24 protein-coding genes and 1 pseudogene are annotated in these 21,780 nt (G+C 39.4%); all 25 read left to right on the top strand.

Annotation, left to right across the window (positions count from 1 at the left end):
• The first annotated feature begins 101 nt into the window (after window positions 1–101).
• On the top strand, window positions 102–1,022 hold the full coding sequence (locus tag AC6BKE_RS20080; RefSeq protein WP_499857815.1) for a terminase small subunit: 921 nt from the start codon (window positions 102–104) through the stop codon (window positions 1,020–1,022).
• Window positions 1,015–2,238, top strand: coding sequence for a PBSX family phage terminase large subunit (locus tag AC6BKE_RS20075; RefSeq protein ID WP_499857814.1), 1,224 nt, complete (start codon window positions 1,015–1,017; stop codon window positions 2,236–2,238). Before AC6BKE_RS20080 ends, AC6BKE_RS20075 begins: the two co-directional genes overlap by 8 nt.
• A gap of 14 nt (window positions 2,239–2,252) precedes the next feature.
• Complete coding sequence (locus tag AC6BKE_RS20070) at window positions 2,253–3,734, top strand: phage portal protein (RefSeq protein WP_499857812.1); 1,482 nt, start codon at window positions 2,253–2,255, stop codon at window positions 3,732–3,734.
• Window positions 3,731–4,750, top strand: coding sequence for a phage head morphogenesis protein (locus tag AC6BKE_RS20065; protein WP_499857810.1), 1,020 nt, complete (start codon window positions 3,731–3,733; stop codon window positions 4,748–4,750). The genes AC6BKE_RS20070 and AC6BKE_RS20065 overlap by 4 nt, the downstream gene beginning before the upstream one ends.
• Before the next feature lie 112 nt (window positions 4,751–4,862).
• A complete protein-coding gene (locus tag AC6BKE_RS20060; RefSeq protein WP_499857808.1) occupies window positions 4,863–5,486 on the top strand; it encodes a DUF4355 domain-containing protein in 624 nt (207 codons plus the stop codon).
• Between the two features lie 15 nt (window positions 5,487–5,501).
• Complete coding sequence (locus tag AC6BKE_RS20055) at window positions 5,502–5,861, top strand: hypothetical protein (RefSeq protein WP_499857807.1); 360 nt, start codon at window positions 5,502–5,504, stop codon at window positions 5,859–5,861.
• Window positions 5,862–5,881: 20 nt separating this feature from the next.
• The gene (locus AC6BKE_RS20050; protein ID WP_499857806.1) at window positions 5,882–6,931 is read left to right on the top strand and encodes a major capsid protein; all 1,050 of its coding nucleotides are present in this window, start codon (window positions 5,882–5,884) and stop codon (window positions 6,929–6,931) included.
• A gap of 46 nt (window positions 6,932–6,977) precedes the next feature.
• A complete protein-coding gene (locus AC6BKE_RS20045; protein WP_499857805.1) occupies window positions 6,978–7,205 on the top strand; it encodes a hypothetical protein in 228 nt (75 codons plus the stop codon).
• A gap of 9 nt (window positions 7,206–7,214) precedes the next feature.
• Window positions 7,215–7,565, top strand: coding sequence for a head-tail connector protein (locus AC6BKE_RS20040; RefSeq protein ID WP_446722288.1), 351 nt, complete (start codon window positions 7,215–7,217; stop codon window positions 7,563–7,565).
• Window positions 7,543–7,875, top strand: coding sequence for a phage head closure protein (locus tag AC6BKE_RS20035; protein ID WP_499857804.1), 333 nt, complete (start codon window positions 7,543–7,545; stop codon window positions 7,873–7,875). Before AC6BKE_RS20040 ends, AC6BKE_RS20035 begins: the two co-directional genes overlap by 23 nt.
• The gene (locus AC6BKE_RS20030) at window positions 7,875–8,291 is read left to right on the top strand and encodes an HK97-gp10 family putative phage morphogenesis protein (protein ID WP_499857803.1); all 417 of its coding nucleotides are present in this window, start codon (window positions 7,875–7,877) and stop codon (window positions 8,289–8,291) included. The genes AC6BKE_RS20035 and AC6BKE_RS20030 overlap by 1 nt, the downstream gene beginning before the upstream one ends.
• Window positions 8,288–8,731: a DUF3168 domain-containing protein gene (locus AC6BKE_RS20025; protein WP_499857802.1), complete on the top strand. Its 444-nt coding sequence runs from the start codon at window positions 8,288–8,290 to the stop codon at window positions 8,729–8,731. Before AC6BKE_RS20030 ends, AC6BKE_RS20025 begins: the two co-directional genes overlap by 4 nt.
• Before the next feature lie 39 nt (window positions 8,732–8,770).
• Entirely contained in the window at window positions 8,771–9,541 is a 771-nt protein-coding gene (locus AC6BKE_RS20020; RefSeq protein ID WP_499857801.1) for a phage major tail protein, TP901-1 family, read from the top strand.
• A gap of 62 nt (window positions 9,542–9,603) precedes the next feature.
• Window positions 9,604–10,074, top strand: a complete 471-nt coding sequence (locus tag AC6BKE_RS20015) for a tail assembly chaperone (RefSeq protein WP_499857799.1) — start codon at window positions 9,604–9,606, stop codon at window positions 10,072–10,074.
• 35 nt (window positions 10,075–10,109) lie between these two features.
• Window positions 10,110–10,421 (top strand): hypothetical protein, encoded by a 312-nt coding sequence (locus AC6BKE_RS20010; protein WP_499857798.1) that lies wholly within the window; start codon window positions 10,110–10,112, stop codon window positions 10,419–10,421.
• Window positions 10,422–10,426: 5 nt separating this feature from the next.
• Window positions 10,427–14,974 carry a phage tail protein gene (locus AC6BKE_RS20005; RefSeq protein WP_499857797.1) on the top strand — a complete coding sequence of 1,516 codons (4,548 nt, stop codon included), beginning with the start codon at window positions 10,427–10,429 and terminating at the stop codon, window positions 14,972–14,974.
• A gap of 19 nt (window positions 14,975–14,993) precedes the next feature.
• A complete protein-coding gene (locus AC6BKE_RS20000) occupies window positions 14,994–15,857 on the top strand; it encodes a phage tail family protein (RefSeq protein WP_499857795.1) in 864 nt (287 codons plus the stop codon).
• Window positions 15,858–15,868: 11 nt separating this feature from the next.
• Entirely contained in the window at window positions 15,869–18,040 is a 2,172-nt protein-coding gene (locus AC6BKE_RS19995; protein WP_499857794.1) for a hypothetical protein, read from the top strand.
• Between the two features lie 11 nt (window positions 18,041–18,051).
• Window positions 18,052–18,396, top strand: coding sequence for a hypothetical protein (locus AC6BKE_RS19990; protein ID WP_499857792.1), 345 nt, complete (start codon window positions 18,052–18,054; stop codon window positions 18,394–18,396).
• A gap of 1 nt (window position 18,397) precedes the next feature.
• Window positions 18,398–18,547, top strand: a complete 150-nt coding sequence (locus tag AC6BKE_RS19985; protein WP_499857790.1) for a hypothetical protein — start codon at window positions 18,398–18,400, stop codon at window positions 18,545–18,547.
• A 94-nt stretch (window positions 18,548–18,641) separates the two neighbouring features.
• Window positions 18,642–18,959, top strand: coding sequence for a hypothetical protein (locus AC6BKE_RS19980; RefSeq protein ID WP_499857789.1), 318 nt, complete (start codon window positions 18,642–18,644; stop codon window positions 18,957–18,959).
• 49 nt (window positions 18,960–19,008) lie between these two features.
• On the top strand, window positions 19,009–20,160 hold the full coding sequence (locus tag AC6BKE_RS19975) for a siphovirus ReqiPepy6 Gp37-like family protein (protein WP_499857787.1): 1,152 nt from the start codon (window positions 19,009–19,011) through the stop codon (window positions 20,158–20,160).
• A gap of 95 nt (window positions 20,161–20,255) precedes the next feature.
• Window positions 20,256–20,492, top strand: coding sequence for a hypothetical protein (locus AC6BKE_RS19970; RefSeq protein ID WP_499857786.1), 237 nt, complete (start codon window positions 20,256–20,258; stop codon window positions 20,490–20,492).
• 140 nt (window positions 20,493–20,632) lie between these two features.
• Window positions 20,633–21,040, top strand: a complete 408-nt coding sequence (locus AC6BKE_RS19965) for a phage holin family protein (RefSeq protein ID WP_499858328.1) — start codon at window positions 20,633–20,635, stop codon at window positions 21,038–21,040.
• Window positions 21,037–21,508: pseudogene (locus AC6BKE_RS19960) on the top strand (peptidoglycan recognition protein family protein); the annotation flags it as partial. The gene AC6BKE_RS19965 and the pseudogene AC6BKE_RS19960, both read left to right, overlap by 4 nt.
• Window positions 21,509–21,780: the final 272 nt, after the last annotated feature.

The raw sequence follows: 21,780 nt of genomic DNA, 5'->3' as shown, positions 1-21,780 counted from the left end.
CCTCCCCTTTGATTCCTTGATACTTACTTTTGAGAGTGAAATACATATAGGTCAGGTTCATCGTGAACCAGACATGATTCTGGAGGTGGTGTTTATGAGATATGGCTAATTGGGATGAAATTAAACATGAGTGGGAAACCACAAAGATTACTTTAGCTGATCTTGCTGAAAAGCATGGGATAAAGCTTGGGACTTTAAAGAGCCGTAAGAGCCGTGAAAAATGGTCTAGGGATGCAACTGAAAAGGATGCAACCAAAACTAAGAAGGTTGCAACCATAAAAGAGGATGCAGCCAAAGAAAAAAAAGTCGTTGAATCAGAAGAAGTTACTACCTCGGAATTAGAAGGTGATGACGGACTAACTGATAAGCAACGGCTTTTTTGTATGTATTACGTCCGTTCATTGAATGCTACTAGTGCATATAAAAAGGTGTATGAGTGCAGCTATCAAACAGCTATGGCTAACGGTAGTAGGTTGCTAAGTAAGGCTAAGGTGAAAGAAATTGTTGCTGAACTGAAAAGGCAAAGACTCGAAAGTTTAGACTTAGATAAATTCGATGTGCTTGAGAAGTACAAGGCTATTGCTTTTGCTGACATTACCGACTTTATAGACTTTACTCAAGTCGAGTCAGAAGCGACAGAAACATCCGTTGAATATAATCCTGATGGTTCAAAGAAGTCCGAGAAAACAGAAGTAGTACCATACACGTACACGAAATTCTCGATGCATCATTCAGAAGAAATTGATGGAACACTCATTACCGAACTATCAAAGGGTAAAGACGGCATGTTCAAGGTTAAACTCGCTGATAAGATGGCAGCACTTGCGTTCCTTGCGAAGTATACGGATTTACTTAATGAAAATGAACGTAAGCAGTTGCAGGATGAACAAGCTAAATTGAACATTGATAAAACCAAGGAAGAAGTTAAGAAGATTGCTTCACAAAATACTCCTAATACTTCAACTGAAGATAAGTTGAAAGGTTATTTTGAGGCGTTGCAAGGGGCGTTTAAGAATGAGTAATTCCAACTTAGATGCAATCTATACGCCAAAACAACAAGAGATTTATAGGCGATGTGTAAATGATGATTGGTTCATGTTAATTAATCATGGAGCTAAACGTTCAGGAAAAACTATTTTAAATAATGATTTGTTTTTACAAGAACTTCTTCACGTAAGGCAGATAGCTGATAAATTCAATGTTGATATGCCGCAGTATATTTTGTCTGGTGCGACATTAGGAACTATTACACAAAACATACTTAATGAATTAACGAATAAATACGGAATACAATTCAATTTTGATAAATGGGGTAACTTCGTTTTATTTGGTGTTTATGTAGTTACTTGTGGGCACTCAACAATCGGACATTTAGATAAAATCCGAGGAATGACTGCGTTTGGTGCTTATATCAATGAAGCATCTCTAGCTAATCCAATTGTGTTTGATGAAATCAAATCACGTTGCTCTGGACCAGGTGCTCGGGTATTAACAGATACCAACCCAGATAATCCAGAACATTGGTTGTTGAAGGATTACATTAATAACAATGATTCAAGTATCATTTCATACAACTTTGAATTGGACGACAACACCTTCTTAAATGAGAGATATCGTACCAACATCAAGAACACTACTCCTAGTGGCATGCTTTATGACCGAAACATCAAAGGGCTTTGGGTAACTGGAGAGGGAGCTGTATACGCTGACTTCAACAAAGATATCCATTCTATCTCGAGAGAAGAATTAAAGAAGATTAGAATGGTACGTTACTGGGCTGGAGTTGACTGGGGTTATAAACACTATGGCTCTATTATTGTCCTTGGTGAAGATGAAAAAGGGAATGTATACCTTGTCGAAGAACACGCTGAACAGTTAAAAGAAATTGATTATTGGGTGAAAGTAGCTAAAGGTGTACAAGAAAGATACGGTAATATCATTTTCTACGCAGATAGCGCACGACAAGAGTATGTAGAACGCTTCAACCGAGAGAGAATCAAAACTCTAAATGCTGATAAAGCTGTTCTGAGTGGAATAGAGGCTGTGGCGACATTAATCAAAGGCAATCGTTTTTATGTTGTTTATGAAGAATGCCCACGCTTTAGAGAAGAGATATACAAATATGCGTGGAATGATAAAACAGGTGAGCCATTCAAAGAAATGGATGATGTTTTGGATGCCATTCGGTATGCGATTTACACAGCAATGATGCATGGCCGATTACGTATTTGGAATTGAAAGAAGGTGATTGAATGAATGTTAATCAACTAAATCGAAAAGAAACCATTGCTAAACGCATGCAAGTGTTTCAACCATACATCGAGTACATTGATCGGTTTGGCTTTAATGAAACGCTTATACCTAAATTAATTGCTGATCATAAGTCAATTAAACAGGATGTGCATTTGCTGCAGAAACGTTATGAGGTTAGCACAGATGGTGTGCCAATTCTAACGAGAGACCCTGTTCCTCTCGATTTGGAAAATGACAAGGTTCGTAGGTTAGATGCACTCGTTAACAACAAGGTAAATACTGCCTTTGATGCCGACATTATAGATACCAAAGTGGGTTATATGTATGGCATTCCTGTTAACTACACTGTCGAAGGTGTACGTGATGAACCGAACTTACAGCCCTTAGCAACAGAAATAGACAACTTTAGGGTTAGAAATGCTGTTGCTGATAAAGATGCATCATTAGGGAAACAAACCGATATAGCTGGCTATGGCGCTCGTTTAGCTTATGTGGCCTTAGAGAATAATAAACCGGTCCTACGTATTATGAATGTTGATACGGACGAGGTTATTTTTTTATTCGAAGAAACGATAGCTGAACCTAAATACAGCATGCGTTACTATGACACATTCGTTTTAGATCAACAAGCTAACAAGCAAAACGTCACTAAGGTAGAATTCTACGATGCTGATACTATCTGGTACTTTGATAACCTTAACGGCACGTTTGAACTAACTGGCTATCAAGAGCATGGTTTTATGTACAATCCGTTGTTTGGCATGGAGAACAATGATGAAATGCAAGGTGCTGCTATGCGTATCATGAACCTAATTGATGCGTATGACCGAGCATTATCAGATGCTAGTAGTGAGGTTGAATCGATGCGTTTGGCGTTGTTAATCCTCCACAACATTGGATTACAACCAGAGGAAATTCAACAGATGCAGAAGTCAGGTGCTTTGGAAATTTGGGGTCCTGATGCGAAGGTTTCGTTCCTAACCAAGAACGTTAATGATAGCATGATTGAACACTTACTAGAACGACTTGAAAAGAACATTATGCGTATTGGTAAGAGCGTAGATTTCACAAGCGAGGAGTTTGCTTCTAATCTATCAGGCATCGCCATTCTGATGAAAACAATGGCATTAGAGCATAAGGCGGGTACAGCGGAGCAAAAGAATCGTACAATGCTACAGTATCAATTCAAAGTACTGTGTAGTGGATGGGCTAGACTAGGTTATTGCCACCCAGAGGATTACCTAAAGGTATGGTTTGAGTTTAAGAGAAATCTTCCTAAGAACCTTCTTGAAGCTGCTCAAACATCACAGGCATTAAAAGGTTTTGTAAGTGAGGATACTCGCTTATCGTTATTGCCATTTGTAGATGATGTAGCTGCTGAGCGAGAGGCAATGCAGGAAGATCTAAAAATATATGGTAATGATCTTGATTCTCTTAATGAGGATGACGATGATGATCCGAAAGAAGATGATAACTTGTGAATCAACAGGAAATCAATCGTATCTTAGATGATTTAGAAGCTAAAGCCGAGAGAGACATTGAGGTTGTTTTTGCACGACGATTAAAGACGATACTCACTCAAATGCTAGAGATGCATAAGAAGTTTGGAAAGAACGGTCAAGCTACTTGGACTGACGTTAATAAGTACAATCGTTTTAACCAAGAAATGAAGTTGATTGCTCAACAATTAAATGCTGATTACAAGCAAATAATTAAGCTTATTCAAGCGTCACAGGAGCGTCTTTACATCGAGAGATACTTATTGATGGCTTACCTCTTACAGCAGTCTACAGGCGAGGAAATGGGCTTTAAAATACCATCTGTTGAAGTAATTCAGGCAGCGCTTGCTAATCCAGTTGAGTTTTTGACGTTACCTAAGATATTTGAAGCTCACAGAGACGACATTATCCGACGTTTAAACATTGAGATAGCACAGAGCCTACAAGCTGGAGAAAGCTACACTGACATGGCTATCAGGATTGAAAACGCTATGGGATGGACAAGAAAAAAAGCCATTCTTGTTGCTCGTACAGAGGGTGGCCGAGTTAGATCACAGGTTGATTTAACCATAGAGGAACAGGCGAGTAAATCAGCACGGCTAACTAAGGTATGGATGTCGTCTCTTGATACTAGAGTCAGAAAGTCTCATAGAAAACTAGATGGTCAAAAAGCTGATAAAGATGGTTACTACCATTATGGTAAGTGGAAATCAAAAGCTCCAAGGCTTTGGGGTATTGCATCGATGGATATACAGTGCCGATGCCACACGATTTACATGGTGAATGGTAAGTTACCTGAATACCGACGAGGCAGAGACTACATGGACGATACCTACCAAAAGACACTGGCTGCTCGTATTGATGCTTATATGTCTGATTTAGGGCTTACTTACAAACAGGCTTTCAACAAAGCGTACAAACAGGTAAAGCCACCAAGTTTTGCGGTTCCGTTCGTGAGTTATGAAGAGTGGAAGAAAAAATTCGGTGGTGAAGGATAGTCGTAGAGATACGGCTTTTTATTATGTCTTTTTCAGCATTTGTAGACGCTATAAAGAACAAATGACTAAGTGTTTCGCGGGCGTAAGCGTGCGAAGGACAGGAGGAAAACACATGCAAGTCAATTTTGATGAATTAAAAACACTCGTTGAGGCTGGTGACAAGTCGGCTTTTGTTCAGCATATTTTCAAATCGTTGGAGAAAGGTGACGTATTAACAGCAGCAACAGCGAACACAACAGTTAAAAGTGAGTTAGATTCCGAGAAGGATAAACACCACAATACAGCATTAGAAACATGGAAATCTAACCACCTACAAGGATTAATCGAAGAGGAAGTATCGAAACGAAATCCTCAAGAAACACAAGAACAAAAGCGTATTCGTGAACTTGAAGAAAAACTACAGCAAAACGAACAGAAAGAACAGCGAGCTGCATTGCGTGAAAGTGCAATCAAATACATGACTGAAAAAGGTTATGATGCGAAATTTGCTACTAAGTACGCTGACAAATTTTTAGCATCTGATGAAACGGCTACAAATACGTTTTTAGACGAGTTTAAAACGGATTTTGATGCATTTGTCCAAGCAAGTGTGGAAGAGCGTATGAAAGGTTCTGCTCGCAATCCTGGTGGTGGCAGTCATACAGGAGGAAATGAACCTTCTTATGGTTCAAAGTTAGCTCAAGGTACTGAAGTAACGCAGCAAGCAGAGGAAGCACAAGGACATTATTTCAAATAACAGGAGTGAATGATAATGGGGAAATTTGTAGTTACAGATTACGCGAATGGTAAAGAGATTTTGAAGTACCCTGATCATCATGTCTCGATGACAGCAACATTTGATGATACAGGAATTACAGCGAATGCTGATGGTAAGAAGATTGTTCCTGCTGGAACGATTGTTGGTGGAGGCATGCTTGCTGATCGTTCAGTAAAAGCGAATGCTGCTAACGATGCCACAGCAGAGGGTGTAAGTCGATATGATGTTGACGTTACCTATGGACCGGCAGTTGGGGCAGTCGTGATTCATGGTTTTGTTGATTTAGCAAAACTTCCAGTACAGCCATCTGCTGAGGCAATTGGTGCATTAAAACAAATTACATTCATGAAATAAGATTAGGAGAGTGAAAAAGTATGCCAACAATTTATGATTTAGTGACAGCTGGTAATATTGCCGATTTTATCGTTACAACAAACTTAAACAAGAAGCCAGCGTTAGGTGCAGCTTTATTCCCAGCTGACAAACAATTAGGACTAGATTTATCGTATCTAAAAGGACGCGCTGGATTACCAGTAGCTTTAAAGTCATCTGCATTTGATGCACAAGCACCTGTTCGTGATCGCATTGGTGTTTCTGCTATTCAAACTGAAATGCCATTCTTCCGTGAAAGAATGATAGTTAAAGAAAAAGAACGTCAGCAAATCAACACACTATTACAAGGTGGACAAACGAAAATGGCTGATGCAGTCATTAAATTTGTTTTTGATGATATGAAAACACTTGTAGATGGTGCAGAAGCGACAACAGAACGTATGCGTATGCAATTATTATCAGAGGGTAAAATCCAAATTGCATCAGAAGGTGCATATCATACGTATGATTACAAACTGGCAGCAGATCAATTCGAAACATCAACTGGTACTGATACATGGGATCAAGCGACATCTACACCGGTTCAAGATATTTTAACTTGGAAGAAGGCTGTTCGTAAGCGTACTGGTACAGAGCCAACACGTGCTATCTTAACAAGTGCTACGTTTGCATTAATTGCAAATCATGATTCTATTAAAAAGGACATGAACCCACTAGGGGCGCAAAACATCATCTTAACTGATGAAGATGTATTGAACTATTTGTCTCGTAAAACAAATATGCAGTTTGCTATTTACGATGATATGTTTGTAGACGAGCACGGCATTACAAAGTCTTACTTCCCAGATGGCGTTGTAACATTACTACCTCCTGGTGCGCTTGGTAAGACAATGTACGGTACAACACCAGAGGAAAGCGATCTAATGACTGGCGTTACAGATGCCGATGTTTCAATTGTCAATACTGGTGTAGCAGTAACAACGAACAAGATTGTACATCCAGTAAACGTACAAACAATCGTTTCTCAAATCGCATTACCATCATTCGAACAAGCAGATAAAGTATTTATCGCAAAAGTAGCAACTATTTAAGGGATAGCAGAGAGCTATCTCTTTTTATTTTAAGGAGGGAAATATTATGCCTTACAACGTCACATTAGCCAAAAACGCAAAGGTAAATGGTAAACATTTAAAGGTTGGGGAAGTTGCTGAAAATGTTTCTGATGATTTATTCGAAGAACTACAGACGAAGGAGCTTGTAGCAAGCTTTGAAGAAGCAAAACAGGAAGTAAGTGAAGAGGTAAAGGAAGAAGCCAAGCTGAAACGTCAAACAAAACAAACTACTCAATCAGAAGATACAGAGTAGGTGATCGTGATGACTTGGACACCTACAGATGAAGAAATTAAGTATTACAAGGTTATTTGCGGAGACAAATCTTCAACAAATGATGAATTTTACAAAGTCATGTTGCCATTAGTGCTCGATATGCTTAACGATCAACTGTGCCAAAAGTTTACGCCTACCACTTTACCAAGTGCTTTAAAGATTTTCCTAGCAAAAGCCACTAACTTTTTCACTGGGAACGGTGCTTTAAAAGGGAGATCAATGGGAAGCGTTTCTTATACTTTCGACTTCGGGACATTACCTAGTGCTTTAACTGATTTACTAAAGCCTTATGATGCATGCAGAAAGGCGAAATTTCATGTATTTCAGCCCGTTCGATGAATTTCCTCACACAGTTGAAGTGGTTGAGAAAAAGCGTATATCTGATGGTGCTGGGGGCTTTAAAACGGATTGGCATCCAGTTGATGACTTCGCTGCATTTGTGGATACGCCATCTAGCAAAGAGCAATATTACGCTCAACAACTCGGCAATCCATTGCAAAGATACATGTACTATCCCTACAGAACCGATTTAACATCGAGCATGCGATTACGGTATGAGGGTGAAATTTATGCATTTGCTGGTCGTCCCGAAGATCAAGGTGGTCAACATGAAATCATGCGTGTGGCGTTAAAGTTGGTGACTGAATAATGGCTAGGATTACATTCAGTGGACGACGATTACTAAGGGCGGCACAAAGGTTTGAAGAGGGTTTACTCGATAAAGTGTCAGACATCGTATACGAGACAGCGAGGCTTATTCAAGCACAGGCTAAGGCTCTTGCACCAGCTGATGATGGTAGTTTACGAGACTCTATTGAAATGAAGATGCTAGGTAAATACAATGCGGTCGTTTCAGTAGGGGTTCATTATGCTATTTATGTGGAGCACGGCACAGGTATTTATGCTGAGAATGGAAATGGCCGTAGAACACCATGGACGTATTTCAGCACAAAACTAGGTAGATATGTAACCACCGAAGGTATGCGAGCTCAACCATTTTGGGGGCCTGCTGTAGATGCTGGTCGAGAATACTTCGAAAGAGAAATGAGGCGATTAGGCTTATGAGTAATTACTATGCCTTGCCTCTCTTTGAATTGCAGAGGGTAATTTATCAAAAGTTAATTGCATGTGAAGCACTAACATCCATTACACGAAAAGATGAAGATGATCTTGGTGTATATGATGCAGTCGATGAGAATACACCGTATCCATACGTGACAATCTCAGAGCCTTACACAAGTCCTTTTGACACCAAAACAAGCAATATCGAAACGATCACATTTACGATTCATACTTGGTGGAAGGATAACGACGACTATAGTGGCAAGCGTAAAACGTACGAAATGCTATCAGCCTGCCAGCAGGCTCTAATGGCTCGAAATTACTCAATACCAGGCGCAAGAGTATTAAGTGTCACAAGACGAGAGTCTCGTGTTATTGACGATAATAGCCCTGGTGTAAAGCATGGCATTCTAACAATTCAATATAAAGTACAAAACATTTAGCAGCCTTTTGGGGCTGTTTTTATTTTAGGAGGGAAAATTATGCAAAACGGTAAAGACACGGTCTTACTCGTACAATTGGCAACTGCTGCTCTTGGTGAGGATGGATTTTTAATCGGTAATTTAACCGAAAACTCTTACTCTATGGAGAATGAACTTGTAGATGAACAGACGAAATTCGGACGTATCCTAGCTTACGGTCAATCAAGTGAGTCATTTGAAATTACAGCTTATGGTGATAAAAGTGATCCAGGGCAAAAGGCTATCTTAAAAGCTATCCGAAACGAAAAGCAATTAAAGGTGTGGGAAGTTGACCTAGAGCTCAATGCAAATGGTAAACATGATGCTGTGTTTGCTTACACGTTAGTTGAGTCAGTAGAGAAATCTAGTCCTGGTGACGGGTTCCAAGAGGTTTCAGCAACATTACAAGTTATCGGTAAATCTCAAACTGGGGAGCTCCCGCCATTGCCAACTGAAGTAATTGAGTTCGCACGCTATGGCTTCGAAACACCTGGTGAAAAGTCGGGCGAATTTGGTAAGGATCAAACAGAAGGTGTAGTAGTGGAGAGCGTATCAGTTACACCACAAACAACATCGGTAGTAGTAGGCAGTACTCGCCAACTTACAGTTACAGTTCTTCCAGTAGAAGCAACCAACAAAAATGTATCATTTGTTTCTAGTGACGAGGCTGTTGCTACGGTTACATCTGCTGGATTAATCACAGGTGTGGCCGAAGGTTCAGCAACAATCACCATTACAACAGCAAGTGGGGGTAAAACAGCGACAGTTGCTGTAACAGTCACAGAATCATAATCAAAGCACTCTCAGGGGGTGCTTTTTTCTTTTACTTAAAAACATTAGGAGGGCTATATAACATGGCTACATTAACAATTGCAGGTTCACAACAAGAGGCGAAATTCGGTTTTGCGTTTAAAAATCTAGCAGATAAAAATTACAACCAAACAGACGAGAGTGGAAATGAGGTTGGTGGCTTTAATGGTATCTATACAGGGCTTCTACAATTCGATTTAGATGCATTAAAAGCGTTTTGGGACTGTGGGTTAGCACATTTAAAAACTCGTCCATGTATCGCAGATATTGAAGCAGCTTTAGAGGATCGTATCAATGAGTACGGAGACACAGATCAATTATTCAAAGAGGCTTTCCAAGAAATCAATGCATCGGGTTTTTTCAAAAAAAGTGTGAAGACGTTTTGGAAGAACTTAGAGCTATTCAAAACGATGGGCAAGACAGACGAGGAAAAAGCCGAGAACGAGAAGGGTATTCAAATGCTAATGGACGCCAAGGCGGAGCTATTGGGCGAAACAACAGAGTCGACGGACTAGAATGGCTGGAAGTGCTCACAGACGTTGCACAGCACATGAAGATTTACGATGTAGATCTCATTATGTCGTGGACGCCTAATGAGTACAAAGCATTTAAAAAAGGTGCTCTTCTCCAAGATGTTGACGACTTAGAAAACATGGCTCGTATGGCTATTTTTCATCGTATCGCTGCTAATAAGAAAAAGTTGAACATCGAGAAGGACTTGTTTGACGCTAGAAGTGCTCGCAAGCGAATTATTGAAGGTGATAACGCATGGAAAGAGTCGAAGAAGATTGATACTACTCGACATGCCAAGGCACAAGAAGCGATGAAGCGATGGGCTGAAAACTTTAATAAGAAAGGGTGAGGTAGATGAACGGTAACTTTACAGCACGCATTGGTGCACGTATCACAGAATTTATGGCCCGTATGCGACAAGTCCAAAACACGATACGTACTACTGCAAATGATGTGAACGTAGATGTTGGAGCAGATGTATCCGAGTTTAACCGTCGTATGGCCGAAATTCGAGCGCGTATAGCTACATTAGTTCGAGAAAGGGTCGTCATTAAGATAGAGGCCCGAATAGAGAACTTTCAAAGAAAGATACAACGCATTGCCACAGATATTCGTGCCTTTGGTGAATTGATGCAACACACCCTAACTGGTTCATTGATTGCTGTTCTACCGATGATTGCACCACTAATAGCGAATATTGGAGTAGCTATTGCTAACCTTGGTCCAATGATCGGTACAGTAGCAGGTTCAACCTTTGCTTTAGCTGGAGCGTTCGCGAGTGCTGGTGTAGCAGCTGGAGCATTTGCAGCAGTTGCAATACCAACTATCAAAAAGTTGTTTGATGAAAATGCGAAATTAACATCAGCTCAAATGAATGCCAAATCTTCTTTTGACAACATGAAGAAAACGTATCAATCGCTTGTAAAAGAAACAGAAAAGCCAGTATTAAATGCTTTTACGAGTGCGATGCAAATAACAAACACTCTATTAACGAAGTTAAGACCGTTATTCTTATCAAGTGCTCAGGCAGTATCTAGTTTGATGACGCAACTGAACACAGTCATTGGCACACCACCTATTCAGAAGTTTCTAGATTACTTGAACACAACCGGTGCCCCAATGCTGAAAACAGTAACGAGATCAATGGGGAACGTATTTAAAGGGCTAGCTAGTATGTTAGTGGCATTTGCCCCTTTGACAGCATCGACAGCAAAAGGCTTTGAAGAAATGACAGCACGTTTTGTGGAATGGTCTAATGGCCTTTCAAGTAGTACCAAATTCCAATCATTTATGGATTATGTAAATGAAAATATGCCAAAGATTAGAGCAATCTTCAGAGATGCGACAGCCGGCATAGTTTATTTCTTTAGTGCATTTGCTGGCTCATCATCAGGTATGATGGATGGTCTTGTGGCAATGATGGCGAGATTTAAGGAATGGTCAGCAAGTCTTTCGCAAAATCAAGGATTCCAAACATTCCTATCCTATGTACAGCAAACAGCGCCTAGTGTATTGCAACTAATCGGTAACCTTACTAATTTTTTAGTGAACTTGGGCATCGGTATGGCTCCTGTTGGTGCAGGACTGATGAATATTGTGAATAGTATTCTAGAGTTCATGAACAGTGGAATGGAAAGTAACAGAATGATAGGGGTTCTAATAGCAAGTTTTATTTCAATTGGTGGTGTTTTACTTGCGGTTGTTCCTAATATCATTGCGTTTGGAGAGCTTTTTAAAGGGTTAGGTCCAGCCATTACAGGTGGTTTAGGGAAAGCTTTGAAGGGTGTTGGAGGACTATTCACTAATTTTAGTGGAACTTTGACAACAGTAGGAGCAAAAATCTTGACCTTTGTTAAAACCTTTGGAAAAGGTTTAATAACAAATCCAGTTGGTTTAATTGTAATCGCGATAGTAGCTTTCATTGCAGTCTTGGTACGCTTGTATCAAACAAATGAGAAATTTAGGTCACAAGTTCAAGCCGTTTGGGAAGTAATTAAAACAGGAATTTCCATGGCTGTAGCAGGCATTAAAAATTCCGTCATGTCAGTTTGGTCACAGATAACGTCATTTTGGAATGAAAACCAAGAAAGCATTAAGGCAACTGCATCTACAATTTGGAAGTTTATTGGGGATGTAGTGACAACAGCCATGACAGTCATCGGAGCTATCATGAAGTTTGTATGGCCTGTTGTGAAAGCTTTAATTGTCTCTACATGGGACGCAATAATGAATGTAATTAAAGGTGCAGTAAACATAATTCTAGGCATTGTAAAGGTGTTCACATCTTTGTTCCAAGGAGATTGGAAGGGTGTATGGGATGGCGTTAAGCAAATCTTAGTCGGAGCATTACAAGCTGTATGGGGTGTTGTGAACCTCTACTTTGTAGGTAAATTACTCGGACCACTTAAAGCGTTTGGCTCCACTGCAAAGACATTCCTACAAGGCATTTGGACAACGATTAAAGGTATCTTTACGAACACTTTAGCTACTATAAGAAATACCGTTGATACTATTTTTACTGGAATGGGAACATCGATTAAGGCTATTTGGAAAGGGATAAAGTCGTTTTTTGATTCCATTCTTTCAGGCATTAAATCGATTTTCATGAGTATTTGGCGTAGCATCGCTTCATTCTTAGATAATATGTTTACAAGCATCACTGGTCTGGTCCGTTCAGTTTGGAATGGGATTAAAAATTTCATTTCAGCCGTATTGAATGCTATTGCCAACGTTATCAAAAGCATTTGGACAGGCATTAAAAATACAGTCTCTACAATACTGAATGGTATTAAAAATGTCATCGAAACAATATGGAACGGATTTAAAAACACTGTTTCAACAGCGATGGAGAATGTAAAAACGGCTGTCGTTAATGGATGGAATGCAGCTAAATCATTCCTAGAAAACATTAGTCTAGTGAAGATTGGGGAATATATTGTAGCTGGTTTAGTGACAGGGATCAATAACTGGTTCGGCAAGGTAAAGGCAAAGGTTATGGAGCTTGCTGAATTACTACCAGAATGGCTACGAAACAAACTAGGTATTCACTCGCCATCGCGCGTCATGATTGCTTTAGCCAAATGGATTCCAATTGGTGTTGCTAAGGGTATTGAGTTTGCTACTAACGTAGTTCAAAAGGCGACAAATATCATGGCTGGTAAGGCTATTCCTGATTTTAGTAAGTCTATTACAACAACGAAATCCGCGATGGATAACATTAATTATATTGTTAAAAATTCAACGTCCAATACAAGTGCGAATGCTCTTGCCATTCAAAAAGATTATGCTAAGAAACGTGCTGATCTTGACCGTAAAACTGAACAACAAATTTCAGTTATTAAAGCATCAGCATCAAAAAAAACTCAAACAAATACGAAGGCTCAACAGCAACGCATCAATAACATCATGGCTGATGCTGCAGCTAGTCGTCAGAAATTAGCCAAACAAGAAGCTGATGCACTAGCTAAAGCAAGAAGTAAGTCACAAGCTGAAACGTTAGAAGCCTTAGAGCAGTATGTATCTAATAAAGAATCGCTTGAATTATGGTCTACTGAACAACAAGCAGGGTACTGGAAGTATGCAACTACTCTGTTTAAGGAAAATACAAAAGAACGTATTAAAGCGCAAAATAATTACAATAAAGCAATGGCCGAACTTGCCAAAGAACAGTTTGAAAAAGAGAAAAATTACATTGAGCGTAAAAAGAATTTCAATCGGTTGTCACTTACTCAGGAACTAGCAGCTTATGAAAAGTACATGAAGCAATACAAAGCTGGTAGTGAGGAACGTATTTACTACGAAGAAAAAGTAGCACAAACAAAGAAAGAAATTCATGAGAAATTAGTATCTCTCAATGAAGAATATACATCCAAGATTCAAGAGGCTAATCAAAAACTCATCGATGGATCCAAAGCACTTACACAAGAATATGAGGATGCAGTTAAATCACGGACTCAGTCCTTATATAATGTTGCTGGTATCTTTGATGAAATGGAAGAGAAGGCAGCTGCGTCTGGGCAAAAGTTAATTGATAACTTGAGAGGGCAGAACGATGCGTTTAAAGAATGGGCAGCCAATCTGCAGGCACTAGGAGCTAAAGGAATTGACCAAGGTTTGTTAGCAGAACTACAAGCGTTAGGACCATCTGCATCAGCCGAAATTGCAGCTTTAAATACGTTGAGCGCGACTCAACTAGCCGAATATGTAGCATTATGGCAAGAGAAATCTAACCTAGCACGTTCCCAAGCTGAATTAGAGCTAACAGGAATGAAAGAAGATACAGCTAAAAAGATTGAAGAATTAACAGCTGAAACAGCTACGCAGTTAGATACCTATAAAACGGAATGGGCCAACAAAATTAAAGAAGTGCGCACAGGTACCGTCAATCAGTTTAATGCGATGGTTGCCACAATGCCTCAAATAGGCCGTAATGTTATTAAAGGCATGCAACAAGGATTATCAGAATTAACGCCTGACCTACTCGCACAAGCTCAGTCCATTGCTGAAAGTATCAAAGCTACTATTCAAGGAGCTCTAGACATCCATAGCCCGAGCCGTTGGGGTAAAAAGATGATAGGTCATAATTTGGTGAAAGGGATTATTATCGGTCTAGCTGACATGAAATCGGATGCCATTAAAGCTGCTGAAAGAGTAGCTGAATGGATTCAACCGCACGTTGAAGTTAGCGATATTATTAACGACATTAATGGTGCCATCGATGCCATACAAACGGAAATTGAACATAAAGTAAAAGTAGATGTTGATGTAAACGGTGAAGGTGGACAAGGTACAAATGATAAAGGGGTACATCAAGAGGTGCACTTACATTCACCGAAGCATTTATCTCCATCAGAGAATGCGCGTCAATTGAAAAAAGTAGCCCAACAAATGGCTTTCAATTAATTAAAGGAGTGGTCGTCTAGTGGAGATCGTCACATATACCAATCGTTTTGGAGAGTCCGTCACATTTGGCGGTCCTCCTTTTTATTTGCAAGAAATTATCGGTCTTGGCGATGTACCAACCAACTTACAAACACAACGGGTGCCCTACGAGGATGGCAGTACATTGATTGATATATTGCTAGAGGAGCGTTCTATTGATATTACATTCTTAATTGTTAATGCGGTTGACGAGGGTGGATATGAAACCGTGTCAAGGCGGAGAACAGAGGTAGCACGTATTGTCAATCCAAAGCTTGGTCCTGGTACTCTACGTTATGAAAATGATTTTCTAGTACGCGAAATTTTAGTAGTGGCATCTAGTGTACCGATTTTCCCAGATGGTGAAGGCAGGGCTAAAACATTACAAAAAGGCTTACTTAATTTTGTGGCACCAGATCCGTATTGGCGTAGTTTGAAAATCGATGAAGAACCAGCATTTAAACCGTTATTTCAGTTTCCTTTCAGTGGACCATTTCAAATGGGAATGCAACGAGATAGACGGATCATTAACAATGATGGAGATGTTGCAGCACCACTCTACATCGAGTTTTATGGCCCTGCAACCAATCCGAAAATTGAAAATATAACAACTGGCGAGTTTATCAAAGTTAATCAAACGCTTGCTGAAGGTGAAAAGATGGTAATTGATACAACACCAGGGACAAAATCGGTTGAATTTGTTGATGAAGATGGATCTCGAAGAAACGTTATAAACTGGCTCCATTTAGACAGTGTATTTTTTAAACTTCAGCTAGGAGAAAACGACATCAATTATACGGCTGATAATGACGTCCAAGGAGCAATTGTAAACATCAGCTACCATAAGCGATACAACGCAGTATAGGAGGGATGAAAGTGGCTGAAATATTTAAGTTTTTTAATTCAGCACCAGGAGATGAACGTTGGCACTATGCGAGTGACTTTGCCGATTACTTTGGTAATGTGCTGTCTAGTGGGCTGTTACATAAGAACGGCACACCTAATCTACAAGTAAAGGTAAATGTAGGCACCATGCAAACGTACGTAGAGGCTGGGGAGGCATTAATACAAGGGTATCAATATCAAAATACAACACCACTATTCTTAACGCATGGTCTACCTGAGCCAAATTTAGACCGCATTGACCGTATTGTATTGAGACTCGATAAACGCAACAATGCACGATTCATCAGATTGTTTGTAAAAGAAGGCGTATCGGCTACCAACCCTGTACCTCCAGCATTACAACGAGATCAATATGTATTTGAATTATCGTTAGCTCAAATTCGTCTTACCAAAAATACATCATCCTTAGAGCCATTAAAGCTAGTCGATGAACGTATGGTAGAAAATCTATGTGGTATCGTTTATTCGCTGATTAGCGTACCAACAAGCGTGTTCCAGCAGCAATGGGATTATTGGTTTAATCTCAAGAAACAGACGCTTGAGGATGATATGGAAGCTTGGCAATTACAGCAGAAAAATGACTTTGAGACGTGGCAAGCAATTCAGAAACAAGAATATTTAACTTGGATTGAATCGATTAAAGATATATTAGATGAAAATGTAGCAGCCAATTTAGCATCTCGAATAGCGAGTTTAGAGCAAGGGCTTGATAATCATATAGCTGATGTTTCACATATAAAGTGGATTGAAACCATAGGTGGCACAGCAAATGTATTAACGGCAACCATTGATGGTCTTACAAGCTATAAAAACGGCTTAGCTGTTTCATTTCCAGTTAACTCAAATAGTACCGCAGCAATGACGTTAAATATAAATGGATTAGGTGCTATTCCTATTAAGAAAGCTAATGGCACAGCATTTAGTAACGCAAAGGCTAATGGTGTATATACAGTTCGTTATCGTGCAGGGGCTTTTATCTTACAGGGTGAAGGAGGTGGGGGAAACGCACAACCTCAAGACGTGCGAAAAGACAAGACATTTACCAATGACAACGGGGAGCAGACGGGTACGCTCGTTGCGTATGGTACTAGCGAGGAAATACCGATTGACAAGTTATCGTCAAGTATTACATCTAACTTTTTTGGCGATCTACCGTTGATATTGAACTACGGCAATGTATTGAGCAACATCGCAACATCGCCGACGCTTGTACGATACAACCACGTAGATAAGGTACTACATTTAGCAGCGGGCATGGCTTATAAAGCATATGACGGTCAGACATTAAAGTGGCAGACCACCACAACTAACACTACCGGTTATACTCATTCATTAGATGCAGATAATCGTATACTTTACATTTCTATGGTAGATGGGAAAATATCAAAGAGGGACTCAAATAATGTCGCGGCGCAATACTGGGAAACAACAGACACAGGAATGGACGGCGCTAACAGGGTTACACATATTCCTAATAATCAAGGCTTTATAGGTTTTCAAAATGGTACTACGGGTTTACGTTTCGCCACAAATGGCACTAAGTTGTGGACGTTAGCGAGTGGTATTATTAAGGGTACAGGTATAATCACAGCGATATGTGCAACACAATCCAATGAAATTTTTGTTATCGCTTACGAATACACAGGTTCATATGTATCCACATTGTATAAAATCAATGGTGCTACAGGTGCTGTTACCACTACGACTTTAACGGGTTTCCAGTCGGTAGAAATCGTAAACTGTATACGCGTAGATGAAGTTAATCAGAAACTTGTTTTACTTGGTGCTTACGGCACTATGCAAACGCGTGCCATCAGCAACCCTTCAACGGTATTTAATTCAATTCCAGGAACGTATACGAACGAAACTAAAGGCATGGAAATTGATAATCAAGGTCGCATATATGTAGTGCACAATAGTGGAAAAAACGGTTTCGGACTTACAAAATTTACGCCACAGCTAGGGGCTATGTGGCAATGTAAATTGCATGCCACCACTAGCTTTACAAGTTTTATGCTAGGACTCGATATTGATCGTACGCCTAACACGCCTTACCCAGAGTTGTATCTTGCTAGGGTGCAAGGTTCGGGTGCTAGTGGTGAAGTGTTTAGAAGTAAACAAACATATACGATAATGACATAGGAGGGCACACAATGCCAATAGTATTTTTAGACTCAAATCATCCAAGTGGAACAAAAGTTCAACTCATAGCATACGACACAACAGGATGGACAGAAGACGATTTACGAAGTGGTATCATGGTAGAAGCTATTCCCGAACCCGAAACCAACGGTAAAGGATGGGAATTGCATATCAACAAAGATACTAAAGAAATGTCGTACGAGTATTTCGAGTTACCTCTATCACCCGAGCAAATCATTCAAAATTTGCAAAATGAATTAGTTACAGTCAAAGAAGCCAACACAGCGCTCGAAAAATCTCAAACAGATCAAGATGAATTGCTTATGCAATTAATGTTATCGATGGGAGGTAATTGATTTGAGTGCCATTTACAATCTATTTTTGCGCAATTGGTGTAACTGTAGAGCTACGGAGGAACAAATTGATTTAGCTGTTACTAAAGAATTAATAACCGAAGAAGAGGCTATCAAAATAAAAGCGACTGAACAGAATAACGAAAACAAGTAGACGCAGCATAAAGCTAGCGTTATTTTTTTGTCTGAATTCAAAGGTAAATAAACCCTTTTGTCGAATTATTATAGACAAGAGGATGGTGAGAAAAATGTATGTAGAATATCAAATCAATTTAGATTATGCAGATGGAAAAGTAAGTGAGAGTAAATCTTATAGATTTGAAAATGCTGAAATAAGAAATATGGTTTTTAACCAAATTGTTTCGGATTTTTCAAATGATATAGTTGATATGAATCATTTAAGGCAATTCGGTGGTATTACGATTGATTCATATGATTATTATGAACCCAACTTAAGTACAATTGCACCGTTTGTTCCACATGCTTCGTTCAATATGGTTGTATTAGATGAAATATTGAATTTGTTGGAGCAAAAATCTAAAAACAGTTCAATTAAGATAAAGTAAGGCACTCTCACCTGAGGGTGCTTTTTATTATGGAGAAGAAGGTGATTACTTGCAAAACATTCCACTAAGAATCATTGATGATGAATTTAATTTACTTGGCGAGGTTGACCGATATTCTTCAGCTCAAATAGGTATCTCATGGTCAGGTATTGGAGAGTTAGAGCTACAGATCAATCGTTACCTACAACATGCTGACAAGCTGGTCAAAGGTAATATCATTTTCCCTTACAATCGATTAGATCAAGCATATATCATTAGGCATCGAGAAATTGAGTTAGATGAAAACGGCAAGCAAACGGAGAACTGGAGCATTAAAGCCTTGTCTCTAAAAACTTTCACGTCTCAGCGCCTTATCTATCCGGCAGCAGGCAAGACTCATGAAAGTGTGGCAGGGAATGTAGAAACAGTTATGCGACATTTTGTGAACACACAGATGATTAATCCTAGTGATCCTGCGCGTATCTTTCCACGATTAGTGCTAGGTGCTAACCAAAATAAAGGTCCAGCCATTGAAGAAAATTCAAGGTACGACCCATTAAATGAAAAGCTGACCGAACTATCAGAGCTTCATGGATTAGGTTGGAACATTGAGCTTGATCTTAAAAATAAACGCTTTGTATTCGTTGTGAAAGAAGGAAGAAATTTAGTAGCCAATCAAACAGGGCTGCCGCAAGCTATCTTTAGTACAGAGTTTGAGACGATCGAATCCCTTGAATACACCGAGAGTGATATGGATTATAAGAACTTTGCAGTCGTTGCAGGACAGGGTGAAGGCGTCGAGCGAAGAATTATTTCGATTGGTGATGCTGTAGGTGCTGACCGTTATGAAATGTTTGTGGATGCCAGAGATGTGTCAGAGGAAGATGATGAGGGAAACCCACGTCCTGTTGAAAAGGTTGTAGCTGATTTAAATAAGCGTGGTAATGAAAAGCTGTCAGAACATGCTCAAGAAATTTACTTAAGTGGCCAGATACTGACTACATCACGTTTGATATTCGAAAAAGATTACAGTATAGGCGATATGGTGACGGCCCGTGATAAGGGTTGGGGCGTTACTATGGATACAAGAATTACGGCAGCAACAGTGATTTGCGAATATGGCAAACGAAAGGTTGCGGTAGTTTTTGATAATGATAAGCCTACGTTTATTAGTAAGATTCGTGGGGAGATCAACGCATTGAAGTATGAGTTGAAGAAATAGGTACAAGGATAGGCTAACGTTTTTTGTCATTAATGCAGGAAATTATTACTCTTTTTGTCGAATAAAGTAGGTATGTAAAAAGGGGGTGTATATAATTGGATTCTGAAAAGAAAGTATCTATTACAATTGAAGCTGAAAAAGAACACGGACCAAAAAGCAGTCATCAATTTAATGTTGAATACTCAACAGCACTTCTTATGATGCAGTCAGATAAAATATCCAGGAATGATCTTTCATATCGCATTTTATCTAAAGAAGTGGATGTATTCGGAAACATAATTTTCTATGCTGTTGAAATTGATAAAACAGCAAAAACGTATAGTTTTGAATAATAACTAAGCACTCACTTTATACGTGAGTGCTTTTATTATGCTATGAGAGCAATCGAGATGGGCAAACGGTACACTGTACTGAATCTCGATACTTCTCATGGCATTTTATTTTCACTTAAAAGGGCAAAGGACGTGGATAAATGGAACAATCATTTAAATTTTTACTTAGCACAGTAGGCGGAGTAGTGTCGTGGCTTGTAGGCGGTTGGGGGTTATTAATGACGGTACTTTTAATTCTTAATGCAATCGATTTTCTATCAGGTATGGCAGCTAACTGGGGAACAATCAGTAGCAAACGTGGCTATCAAGGCATCATTAAAAAAGGCATGATGTGGGTTTGGATTGTAGTAGCAAATCTAATTTATTTAGTCCTACAAGACCAAGGTTTTTCAATTGGGCAAATTATTCCTGATGCAGTTGTACTAATGTTCATTTTAAACGAGTTAGTTAGTTTAGGTGAAAATTCAGCGAAGTTGGGTGTGGACATGCCTGCACCGGTCAAAAAGGCACTAGAAATTTTCAATGCTAAGGAGGAAAAAACGAAATGACATATACGTTCAGACAAGTTCTTTTATCCTCTAGTAAATATTCAATCAAGGCTCCATACATAATGGTGCCTCAATATATCACAGTACACAACACAGCAAATGATGCACCAGCAGTTAATGAAATTACTTACATGATCAATAACAATAATCAAGTATCTTATCATGTTGCCGTGGATGATAAAGAGGTTATTCAAGCAATTCCTTTTAACCGTAGCGCTTGGCATTGCGGGGACGGTGGAGGGAGTACCGATCCTAACGCTTTAAAGAAAGGGAATCGGCTTTCAATTGGTGTAGAAATTTGTTACAGCAAAAGTGGTGGCGTGCGTTATGGAGTTGCAGAGGAAAACGCTGTTCAATACATTGCGAAGCTTTTAAAACAGTTTGGATGGGGTATTGAACGAGTGAAGAAGCACCAAGATTGGAACGGCAAGTATTGCCCACACCGTATATTGGTAGAAGACCGTTGGAATAGTTTCTTGAACCGTATTAAAAAAGCTATGGAACCAAATGAATCAGAACAAAAGGGGGAAAGTGAATTGGCACAAGAATTATTAAATGAAACAGGTCGTGATTCGTGTAAGGAAATGATTCAACGAGGCATAAGTGAAGGATTGTTTAGCAGCAAGCATGAAAATGTAGATAAGTATACCGATAAAGATCTAATTAGTTATGCAATGGCATACTTAAATAGAAAAACTAAATAAGCTAATTTTTTAGCCCAAGAAGGCATCTCAAATTGC

The sequence above is a fragment of the Lysinibacillus sp. COL-1 genome (assembly GCF_059814265.1).
The sequence above is the reverse complement of the archived record's forward strand: the minus strand, read 5'-3'. Positions and strand labels throughout refer to the sequence as shown.